Here is a 10,348-nt window from a genome sequence, read left to right as displayed (position 1 = left end):
CACAATACTTTCCCACTTATACCCACCGCATCTACCTTCGTGCCTTCCGTGCAGCTATTGGACTTTGAGTCTCGATGCCCTCTCATCCGACACGCCAGCCTCATATGCGGTTTCTGTTCGTTTGGTCAGTGGTTTGCCATAGACTTCCTTCAGAACTTGCCTCACGACAAGCCCCTTGTCTTTCGGCTCGAGGTTCCCGCTGCCGGGCCCTCAGAGGTCTTTCACCTCCTAGAGCGTTTTCCGAATGAAAATTTATATTTTAAGTGGCGTATCCAGCCTCACGATACCAGCCTCTGATATCAGATTGGGTTACCGCATCAAGGGCCTTGGCGATAGCCTCCTCCAGCGCTTCTACGGTCCTCGCCTTGATACCTCGGAGGATGTCTTTCACCTTGCTCCACAATTTTTCAATTGGATTTAAGTCGGGGCTATAAGGGGGAAGATAAATTATATTAATCCCATTATCGCTGCATAATTTTGTTATAAGTTCAGATTTATGAGAGCTAAGATTATCTAAAACTAATGTATCTCCTGGTTTAATGCATGGAAGCAAAAATTTTTCAAGGCAATTTTCAAAAGTAATTCTATTTAGTGCTCCAGGAAAAACAACCGGACAAATATCACCATACAAGTTAAACATAGCTAAGATTGTTAAAGTTTTCCAAGAGCTTGGAGCAGAGTCGACACATCTGGTTCCTTTGTAACTTCTTCCATGGGTGCGCGTCATATCTGTACGTGTGGCCGATTCATCTAAAAAATGTAATCTATATGGATCTATTTTTAAAATAATTTCAAGAAAGTCTTTCCTAGCTTTGATTACTTCTTCACTGTCCCGTTCATCTGCATGTAGGCTTTTTTTTTTGAATGTAAACTTTATTTTTTGTATTGCTCTAAAAACTGACGAAAGAGAACAATTTTTTCCAAAATGTTCTCTTGTTTCTTCAAGGGTAGCATCTACATTATTTTCTATAAATTCTTTTAATTTAGGCAACTCTTCTTCTGAAAATGCAGCAGCTCTATGGCCTTTTGGTTTTACTGTATATTCTTCATTTCTGCAACACTTACCAATTATAACGCGAGAATAACCAGTTACTCTGCTTGCTTCTGTTTGGGTAAATTTGCCTGCTTTATATCCATCAATGACCATCTTGCGAACATCATCAGAACCATGTTTCATGCTGCTCTCCAGGACGTGGGCGATTTTGTATGGGAGGAGAGGGAGGGGCCCCTCCCTCTCTGACGATGACAGAAGTGTAGCTGGAAACTGAAAAAATTCAACCGGAAAGCGCTCTAGTACTGCGCCATGCCGGGCGCACATCAAGGTGGCCCAGACGCTTGCTCGTCTGGGCCACCTCTTGGAGTAAAAATGACAACAAAACGTGATACTTGTTGTGCTCTCTTGCTCTAAGGCCTCCTGCTACGCAAAACCCGGGGTGGGACAGTGGCTCATGCTGTCTTCAGTCTCGGGCTGCCGGGAAGTTTGCGGCGCGCTTGCGTAGTCTTCTCCCATTCCCGGCATGTTGCGCACTGTTTGGGGAACGCGGATGGTGTAGGTCTTGCCGCCAAAACCCATGAGGGTCAGGACGGGGAAGAGGGTGTTCTCTTCCCCTCGGGATGCGTCCTCAACCCCAGGCACAGCGTTGGTAGGCTGTGTCCAGTCCACGTTCCTGGTCCTGCTGGGAAAGCTCTTGCCATCCCGCATAAAACCTCGCTTGTCTGTTGCCTGTTTTTGTGTCTGCCCTCCTGTCCTAGCGGCCAAGGGAGCGGAAGCTCTCTTCTTCCTGCAGCCTGCGCGCCCTGGCAAGAAGGTAGTTTGCCTCGTTCAGATCCTCGCGGTTGCAGCCTCGGGACACACGTCGCAAAAATTCGGCCTCGTGGTAGGTGAGACTGTCCGCTTCCTCGATGAAGTCCATGATGTAGCCATTGAAGGGATCGTCAATGGAGATGGAGGCAGGTCTTGTGTCCGCAAGCTGCAGCGCCCTGTTCAAGACATACTGTGCCCTTGCTATGCGCTTTCGCGTAAAGCCCTGGCAGGCAAGGCGGATGAGCTCTGCCTGATGGAAGTTCAGGCGGGACTCTGCGCCCTCAAGGAAGGCCATGATGACATCATCGGACATGGATTGCTGCTCGTCGTCCATGGCGGACATATGTCCCATGGACTGGTATGGGGCTGGCTGCTGGCCCGCATTCACGGGGGGATTCATGGCAGGATTCATGCCTGCGCCCATGGATGCATGGGCTGCCACGGCTTTGTCCAAAGCTTCTGGCTGGCCTGCGTCAGACCGCGGCATATTGTTTCTGGGCATATCATTTCGGGTCATATCGCCTCTGTTCATGTCGGAACCTCGTTCTGTCATGGTCAAATCCTCGCATCGTGCCCCGCGGGGCAGGGTTTGTTGTGGGTATTTGGGAACCCCGGGCCTTCGCGCACAAGGCCCGGGAGATGGTGTTTCGGGGTGCGCGCCCCATATATGTCTTCCTGCCTGGCATGCCAGGGAAGGCTGGGTTATTTGGTGATTGGTCCTGCCTTGCCCGTACCGGTCCCTGCGGGAGTCATGGGCTTTTGGGAAACGGTTGCCTGGGGCTTTTGCGTCCCCTTTTCCTGCGAGAGCCTGAACCCCTTGCTCAGGCGTACCCTGGCCTGCTCGTCCGTCAGGGGCAGGGGAAAGGAGGGGCTGTTGTGGCAGGAAGCAAGGGCCATGTCCGCGTAGTGCTCCCAGGCGGAACTTGTGACAGCGTGGCCCATGAGGGACGAAACAAAGCTCGCGTCAAAGCCCATCTCTCGTGCCCTCAGCTTCATCTCGGCAGCAAAGAGGTGCCGCATGGAGTAAAACTGAAGGAAGACCTTCCTGCGCTTGGCAGTGCGCAGACAGTCGTCTGTCTGCACGATTCTCAACACATGCTGGCAGCGCCTGTATATCTTCTCGAAATCCTCCCTTGTTGGTTTTGTTGCGCCCATGGCACTGTACTGGGCAGAAAGTGCGCGCACAAAGGTGTCCACGCAGACAAGCTTCTCGTCGTTTGGGCCTTGCGCAAAGAAAAGGTGTCTGAAGGGACCGTTGCCGGCAAGATTGCTTGCCACGTACTTGGAATTGCGTACGCTCAATATCCCGCCGTCTTCGGTTTTGTAGAGGCGCGCATCAAACCACTCGAAGGGCCGAAGGCCACTTGCAAGAGTTGCCTTAAGCCACAGAAGGGTCAGGGTAGCCATGGGCGTTCCCCAGTTCTCGAGTCGTGCGAAGATGTCGCGCACCTCGCTCTCCCTTGGCTCGCGCAGGCGTTTTGCGGACGTCCCCAGATTTTCTCCCACAAGGGCGTTTGCGTCGAGTGCGCAGAGCTCCTTCATGGCGGAAGGGTTCATGACGCCCTGAAGGGCCCACTTGAGAGCCTTGCGCTCCGAGATAAAGCCCATCTTTCCTACCTTGCGTTCTTGCATGCGGTTCGCAAACCAGGCAGGAAAAAGGTCCAGATCCTCGGGGATGCGCAGCCTTTCCACCTCGTCTTCCGCGCTTTCTACGCCCTTGCCTGCAAAATTGTCTGTTCTGTCCGCCTCCTTCGGGTACATGTCCCTTGCAAAGTGCCGCAAAAGGCGCCTGACCCTGCAGCAGCGGGAAAGGACCGTTGACGAGCGCAGGTGGGCAGCTCCGGGAAGGGTGCCGGTGTCCAGCATCTCCCAAAATCTGTGCCTGCTCCTTCCAGGCATCGGGGGCGAGGGCATGGCTCTCTCCCCTGTATCGAGCAATGATTTCGGGATCTGTCCAAAGACTGCTTCCCCTGGCATAGCATCAAGTGAATCTTGCGTCATGGCGTATCCTTGAGCACAATACCTGTCATGCCTTCTTTTTGAAGATTGTTCCGCGTTGTGCGTACTCCTCCCTGTACGGGAGAAATATGCATCCCCAGCCTTTTTGAAAGTAGTGTTTGAGGTTTATACAGCCTTTCCCGGGGCTCTTCGGTCGCCCATCCATGCGCAAGGGCTGCCCTGTGCTTGCCCGGGAGAGTCGGGATGACCGCCATCCCGCATTCCATGGGTTACTTTTATCCGATGTTACTTGACATGTCAATAGGTATGTTGTAGTTTTTTTGTCAGGCGATAAAAACAGCCTGTCACGAAAAAAACAGCCCTGAAAGATACGGGGCAAAGCCCCTGCGTGGAGCAGGGAAAGGGAGAAAGCAATGAGGAAAGGCAATCCGGCTCCCAATCGGAATACCCTGTATTATTATGATGGAGATCCGGGCCTGGCGGTCTGTGTCATCGTGTGCCTTTTGCTCTGCCTTGTTATACCCGTAAAGGCGCAGGCAGCAGGTGCAGGCCTTGCTGGCGCAAGTGTTGGCACTGTCGGCGGGGACGCGAGCGGCACGAGCATTACCGGCGAGGCCTGGAGCGTCGGGCCAGGCCTTGCCACTGCGGGAAACCAGGTCCTTGGCATGCAGCAGACGGTTTTGGCAGCGCGGGCCATCTGCGCCCAGCTTGCGACCTTCAACGCTGCCCTGCAGACCAGGGCAGGAGGCAGCGTCACTGCCCAGGCAGAACTTTTGCAGGGCGCCACACGGGAGATTGTGAAGGCCCTTGAGCGGCATGCGGCGTCTTTGAGCTCCGACATGGAGGCTGCCCAGCACAATCCCCTCATCCAGGAGCCCCCTTGCGCGGACATGGCAGCAGCTCTTGCCAATACGGGTCAGGCGCGCTCGCGCTCAACCCTTGATACCTTGCAGGAGGAGGCCCTCGACGAGACAAGGAGGGATGCGACAGCGAAGAACTTCCCCCAGGCCCAGGGCCAGCAGGACGTGATACTGCTCGATTCCGAGCTCATGAAGGAACAGAAGGTCTTTCGGCCAGGGTGGCTTTTGCCGGCAGGCGGGCTCATAGAGGAGCAGGCAAGGGCCAACTACATGATTGGCGTGCTCTCGAACCCTACCCCCATGCCGCGTGTGGCCAGGGAGGCACGGCTTACGCCAGGCGGTCGCAAGGGGGCGTCCGCCATCAAGGTGAAGTCCGCCCAGACCGGCATGGCCGAGGGTGCCCTGCGCTTTGTTTCCCAGTTCTACCTGCCCATAGCCAACTTCAACCAGGCCATACCCGAACTTGAGGAGGAGAGTGGCGTAGCCCAGGCCGATCGCATGAAGCGCGATTCCCAGGGCTACAGCCTCATGCAGTACTACACGGCCCGTCAGCAGTACTTTGCGGGCAATATCAACAGACTGCGCAAATCCGCCCTGTGGAACAGTTCGGACACGCTGAAGAACATCTACATCCTTTTGGCAGAGGACTACCACATGCGGCTCGAAAGCCTGAAAAACGATCTCTACCAGACTGCCCTTCTGGCAACCCTTGTTGGCATACAGACCAGGGAGCAGAACACGGTCATAGAGAAGTTCCTGGTGCCCAGGCGCCAGAACTCGGGGCAGACAGACTGACATGGCAATATGAGATGACAAGACGACTCAAGGAGGTCTTTGCCTGATGCCTGAACAAGTGCACCCGAAGAGTGCTGGGAGGTGCCCGTGACAAGGGATGACGGACAGCTTCTGTATGGCGTACACCGCGATCAGGAGCACAGGAAGGAAGAGTTTTTGCGGGACGTTGCACCCCTCTCCACGCGCATGTACTCTGCCCTCATGCGCAGGGAGGGCTACGTTCTTGCCCTTTGCATGGCGGCCTTTGCCATGATCCTCTACCCCCAGACCATGCTCCTCGGCATGCCCCTGGCGCTTTTGCTGCACCTTGTGCGTATGAAAAGCCTTGCCAGGGACCATCTGCCCATGCGCCTGCCCGAGACCTCCGGGAAGGTGGACTACAGGGATGTCCTGGCAAAAGGAGGCTGGCACAGGGCCAGGGGAAGCTTCTTTCTTGGCAACGAGATGGATACGGGCCGGGAGCTCTGGATTGGGCGCGGGGACGCGCTCACCCACATGCTTGTGCTTGGCACAACCGGTGCCGGCAAGACCGAGACCCTCGTGTCCTTTGCCTTCAACTACCTTGCGAAGGGATCGGGCCTCACCTATGTGGATCCCAAGGCAGCACCAAGGCTTGCAGCCCAGATTTACACCATGTGCCGCATCATGGGCAGAGACGACGATTTTTTGCTGCTCTCCTACATGGCCGACAAGAAGGCCCAGGAGGCCATGCGCCTGAAGGGCCACATGCGCACGCCACTTCGCCAGTCCAATACGCAAAACCCCTTTGCCCACGGCACTGCCAACCAGCTGACCCAGCTTCTTTTCGCGCTCATGCCCGAGGAGGGAAACGGCAACGCCATCTTCTCGAACAACGCCCAGACCCTCATCTCCGGGCTGCTCTTTGTTTTGGTCGAAATGCGAGACAGGGGCGAAATACCGCTCTCCATCAGCATCATCCGCAAGTATCTCATGAGCCTTGCGGAAATCGATGCCCTGGCAAGGCGCACGGACTTGTCCGAGAAGAGCATTCTGGCCTTGAGGGCCGGACTTGCGACAGTTGGCTGGGACATGTCCAGGCATCTTGCCCAGCAGCCCAAGAACTTTGCGGAACAGTACGGCTACGCCAGGGCCTACTTCGGCAGGGCGCTCTCCCTCCTTGTGGACAACTACGGCCGCGTTTTCAAGACAACGCACGGCGAGATAGACGCAGTAGACGTGATAACGAGTCGCCGTATCTACGTGACCCTCATCCCATCCATGGACAAGGATCCGCGCGAGCTCAAGAATCTGGGGCAGATATGCCTTTCCTCCATACGCAATGCCTGTGCCGTGGGGTTGGGGGACGTTGTGCAGGGCAGGCTCTCGGACGTGTTGGGATCGCTTCCTACGGACGCGGCAACGCCCTTCGGCATGGTGGTGGACGAGTACGCTGCTATCGAGACCCCTGGCTTCGAGATTTTGCTTACGCAAGGCCGAGGTCTTGGGATTGCGGTCACCGTGGCCTCGCAGGACTTTGCAGGCATACGCAGGGCTTCGGAACACGCGGCAGAGCAGATAGTCTCCAACTGCAAGGTGAAGTGCTTCATGTGCCAGGAGGATCCGCGCCAGACCATGGACCTTATCCGCTCCATGGCAGGCGAGGCCTGGGTGCAGAAGAGCACAGGCTGGTCCGTGCCCCCTGGGGCTTGCGGCCTCGCCTATCAGGACAACATGGCCGTGGCAGTGGACAGGATTGCCAGGGTGGACTTTCGCGACCTGCAAAAGCAGGTCGAGGGCCAGATGACCATCTTCTTCAAGGGCGAGATGATCAGGGCAAGGTCCTTTTACGCCAACCCGCCCCTGGCACCCTCCCAGGAGGTGCGCTTGAACTGCCACCTCAAGGTGCAGGCGCCATCGCGCTCGTCCCTCGTGCGCTTCATGAACTCGAAGGGCAGGCTACGCGACTGGCTTTCGGCTCTGGCCGGGGAGTCTGCCGGGGAGTGCGAAGAGGCAGTGTCCGGGGAGCGCCCTTGTGCCGTGGGAATGATTGCGGACGCTGAGCTTGCAAGGGCGTACGCTGCTTGGGAGGATCTTTCCGGAGTCAGGGGACTGGATGGTGTGCGCAGGGCTGTCGTTGCCCTCCTGTGCGATCCTGTGCCGGGTGAAGAGGATCTGGCTAGAGGGAAGGAGGAGGGCGACAGGGGTACGGAGTGAGGTTGTCCTGGGGGAATGCAGGCTTTGGGAAAGGCTGGTGACTTGGTCAGTGACTTGGTCAGTGACTTGGTCGGTGACTTGGTCAGTGACTTGGTCAGTGACTTAGTCGGTGACTTGGTCAGTGACTTAGTCGGTGACTTAGTCGGCTTCTGGTATATATTTTGTAATCCTGGACGGTTATCTTGTGTGGTGACTTGGGTGGTGCCCAACAAGCCGACCTTTTCCACTGCTCTTGGTTTGAGACTCTGGGGCTCAATTACTTTGCACGGCTACATACTTCTGGTTGCTGCTCGTTGGTTTTTCCGGGATCGTCATTTGAAGCTGCCCGCTTTCAATCAAAGGACGAAGATAGTGTTGTGTGAAATTTGTTGCGTGCTTGTGTCCGCAATGTTTCATGATTTCTGCTTTGGATTTCGGCTCCTTGCAGAACACCACAATTGCAGATTGGGTAGTAGTCTGGGCACTATCCTGGGTGATGACTTGAGGCCCGACCTTTTCCACTGCAATTGGGGGCAACGGAACGATGGTGCGGAACATATCACCTTCGATAAATTCAGGAGTCTCGCCGGAGTAAAGTTTTGAGTACTTGTATGTGTTCCGCATCCCGGATCCCAGCTCATCTGCCAGCCCAATCTCCCGGAACACTTTGGAGATAGGCGGGTTCTTGGCACATGGTTCAAAAGAGGGCAGGAGCAGGGTACCATGCCCGTGGGAACGATTGGCGTTTTCGGTGAAGAGACGGCTGCGCTCAATAACGAGCTTGGCCACATAGCCGCTGGAATAATCCCTGTGTGCCAAGCTGTTGGAGCAGATCTCGCGCAGAATGTTGTCTCTGGCGCTGACGCTCTGGAATCCATCCAGTACGAAGGGGTCGTTCAGGTGCTTTTGGCCGAAAGCAATCATTCTGTCGTAGGAATCCAGCAGATGGTGATGATGACGTCCCGGTCATCGTACCGATCAACATTTTCCACCCGGAAGATGGCATCTGTCTTGTGCTGCGGCAGGACGGACATAATCGTGGAATCCTTGCCAAAGAGAAGGATTGCCGCCAGGGTGATGCCCTCGAACCGTCGTTCAGTATCTTGCAAAATTAGCCCCGCACTGCGCAGCAGCTCTTCGTCGGACATGGCCTTCCAGGGATGATTTTGCCCGCGGCAGTTCGTCATGCGTCTTGCTCGCTCGAGCAGATCGTGGCGCAGGTCATCCAGCTGAAAGCGGGTTACCGTGTTGACGAAATAGCTGCCGCTTTTGCGGGCGTACAGCTGGTACACCATATCGGTGTTGTCTGTGATATCTATATCTGCTTCGTAGCTGCGATCAAAAATGCGCCCGCGGTGGCGGCAGACCTGGCTTGCGGACGGTACTTGTATGATCAGCAGCGTACGGCCGTTTACAGTTCGTATCTCTGGTTGCAAGTACAAGGGAGGATTGATTTTCTGCCCGTTATTGATGGACGTCACGAAATCCCTTGTCATGTGGTCCACAGCCTCAGGTACAACACCTAAAACCTCCCCGTTGTCCTTGACTCCCAGGAGGATGAACCCGCCGTCTCGGTTGGAGAACGAGCAAACAGTATCGTACACATCCTTTGTGATCTCGGTGGTAGACTTCTTGAATTCCACCTGAATGTTCTCGCCCACCCTCGATCAGCTTCAGAATTTCGCTTTCAGTCATAGGATCAACAGCCCTCTTTCTATGTTAGAGTATACTTTTGCAATACGGGATTTGTCGCACATAGGCAAACCAATTCTGATCGGTGGTTGTGATTGCTTGCTTGGCAAGTTGCTGAAATAATGTGTATTGTTTTTTTGTTCAGCAATTCGATATTCAGAATTAATTGTAACTTTTGCCCAGTCCCCCGAGTTCCTTCTACTTTGCGGTGCTGTCAAACTGTTCAAAAAAAAGCCCGTTATGTCAACGGGCAAAAATTGCAAGCATGGCGCCTTGCGCAGGGGTCTAATTCCCCATTGGGGGCCTCTCCAATGCTTGTGAATTCCAATATATGTACCCTGGCAGGGCGAGTCAACGTTCTTTCAAAAGACACGCGGCCCAGTAGTTGAACGATGGGAACGTCTTTCTTACTGGGATGTGAGATTACTGTGCGAAGTCTTTCTCCTCAGGCCCCAATACCAGCACAGCCCTCCAGATCGCTCTGAAGGGCTGTGAAGAGCAGAGGAAAGCTCCCTTTTGTCAAAACACCTGTCAGCGGCGCAGATCCGCGTTCCAGTCCGTGATGATGCCAGTGCGCGCATCTACCTCGAACTCGTACTTGATATCGTGGTGGAAGAGGTGCCCTTCATAGCGCTCGTCTTCCCGGACAACACGGATGTCCGAGGCCCTGGCGCCCGGGACCCTGCCTTGCACTATCTCTCGTACCGTGGATGAGGTCACGAGCCGCGAGGGCTTGCGCTGCACCCATTCGTCGTCCACCTCGTAGTCCGCGTCGAGGATGCGGCCATTGCCCCTGCTCACGGAAAAGTCGTAGTCCCCGTAGTGTGTGTCGAACTCCACGGACCACACGGGCTCTCCGCCTTCCTCATTGGCCTGAATACGGATGTTGCGGGCATCGGCCCTTGGCACACGGGCGTTTTCCAGGGCAATACCCAAGGCGTCTTCCTTCGAGATTGCCAGGGCAGAATCGGCAAGGGCTCCATTTACGGCAATGGCAAGCAGGGTTGCCAGCAGGGCAGGGCGCAGGGGCATGTGTTCTCCTTAAGAGGTTGCATGGGTTGTCAGGGGGATGGTTCCGGTATTG

The 10,348-nt window shown here is 55.3% G+C and carries 9 protein-coding genes; 2 read left to right on the top strand and 7 right to left on the bottom strand.

The window, feature by feature from the left end; translation table 11 throughout:
* Positions 1-259: 259 nt before the first annotated feature.
* The 4 genes from B5F76_RS08935 to B5F76_RS08920 all read right to left on the bottom strand — a co-directional run bounded on the left by B5F76_RS08935 (position 260) and on the right by B5F76_RS08920 (position 3,805).
* Entirely contained in the window at positions 260-1,177 is a 918-nt protein-coding gene (locus B5F76_RS08935; protein ID WP_162608780.1) for an IS630 family transposase, read from the bottom strand.
* Positions 1,178-1,417: 240 nt separating this feature from the next.
* Positions 1,418-1,702 (bottom strand): hypothetical protein, encoded by a 285-nt coding sequence (locus B5F76_RS08930; protein ID WP_087353439.1) that lies wholly within the window; start codon positions 1,700-1,702, stop codon positions 1,418-1,420.
* Between the two features lie 46 nt (positions 1,703-1,748).
* Positions 1,749-2,291 (bottom strand): hypothetical protein, encoded by a 543-nt coding sequence (locus B5F76_RS08925; RefSeq protein WP_144268440.1) that lies wholly within the window; start codon positions 2,289-2,291, stop codon positions 1,749-1,751.
* A 215-nt stretch (positions 2,292-2,506) separates the two neighbouring features.
* Positions 2,507-3,805: a hypothetical protein gene (locus tag B5F76_RS08920; RefSeq protein ID WP_144268439.1), complete on the bottom strand. Its 1,299-nt coding sequence runs from the start codon at positions 3,803-3,805 to the stop codon at positions 2,507-2,509.
* A 371-nt stretch (positions 3,806-4,176) separates the two neighbouring features.
* Here B5F76_RS08920 and B5F76_RS08910 point away from each other — a divergent pair, with 371 nt between their 5' ends.
* A complete protein-coding gene (locus B5F76_RS08910) occupies positions 4,177-5,418 on the top strand; it encodes a hypothetical protein (RefSeq protein WP_087353431.1) in 1,242 nt (413 codons plus the stop codon).
* 87 nt (positions 5,419-5,505) lie between these two features.
* On the top strand, positions 5,506-7,593 hold the full coding sequence (locus tag B5F76_RS08905; protein WP_087353429.1) for a type IV secretory system conjugative DNA transfer family protein: 2,088 nt from the start codon (positions 5,506-5,508) through the stop codon (positions 7,591-7,593).
* Positions 7,594-7,845: 252 nt separating this feature from the next.
* Here the strand turns inward: B5F76_RS08905 and B5F76_RS15135 are convergent, their stop codons facing one another.
* The 3 genes from B5F76_RS15135 to B5F76_RS08895 form a co-directional block, all read right to left on the bottom strand.
* Entirely contained in the window at positions 7,846-8,496 is a 651-nt protein-coding gene (locus B5F76_RS15135; protein WP_204218363.1) for a Fic family protein, read from the bottom strand.
* Positions 8,493-9,215 carry an AlbA family DNA-binding domain-containing protein gene (locus tag B5F76_RS15130; protein WP_204218362.1) on the bottom strand — a complete coding sequence of 241 codons (723 nt, stop codon included), beginning with the start codon at positions 9,213-9,215 and terminating at the stop codon, positions 8,493-8,495. Before B5F76_RS15130 ends, B5F76_RS15135 begins: the two co-directional genes overlap by 4 nt.
* 580 nt (positions 9,216-9,795) lie before the next feature.
* Complete coding sequence (locus B5F76_RS08895; RefSeq protein ID WP_087353427.1) at positions 9,796-10,296, bottom strand: PepSY domain-containing protein; 501 nt, start codon at positions 10,294-10,296, stop codon at positions 9,796-9,798.
* Positions 10,297-10,348 lie beyond the last annotated feature (52 nt).

This window comes from Desulfovibrio sp. An276 (assembly GCF_002159665.1).
GTDB classification, from domain to species: Bacteria; Desulfobacterota; Desulfovibrionia; order Desulfovibrionales; family Desulfovibrionaceae; genus Desulfovibrio; species Desulfovibrio faecigallinarum.
This window is presented reverse-complemented; position numbering and strand designations above follow the sequence as displayed.

Bases quoted from the DNA above. Each gene is read 5' to 3' on its own strand.
- B5F76_RS08925 (WP_144268440.1), bottom strand. From the start codon at position 2,291: ATGCCGCGGTCTGACGCAGGCCAGCCAGAAGCTTTGGACAAAGCCGTG.
- B5F76_RS08920 (WP_144268439.1), bottom strand. From the start codon at position 3,805: ATGACGCAAGATTCACTTGATGCTATGCCAGGGGAAGCAGTCTTTGGA.
- B5F76_RS08910 (WP_087353431.1), top strand. From the start codon at position 4,177: ATGAGGAAAGGCAATCCGGCTCCCAATCGGAATACCCTGTATTATTAT.
- B5F76_RS15135 (WP_204218363.1), bottom strand. From the start codon at position 8,496: ATGATTGCTTTCGGCCAAAAGCACCTGAACGACCCCTTCGTACTGGAT.
- B5F76_RS08930 (WP_087353439.1), bottom strand. From the start codon at position 1,702: ATGCGGGATGGCAAGAGCTTTCCCAGCAGGACCAGGAACGTGGACTGG.
- B5F76_RS08935 (WP_162608780.1), bottom strand. From the start codon at position 1,177: ATGAAACATGGTTCTGATGATGTTCGCAAGATGGTCATTGATGGATAT.
- B5F76_RS08895 (WP_087353427.1), bottom strand. From the start codon at position 10,296: ATGCCCCTGCGCCCTGCCCTGCTGGCAACCCTGCTTGCCATTGCCGTA.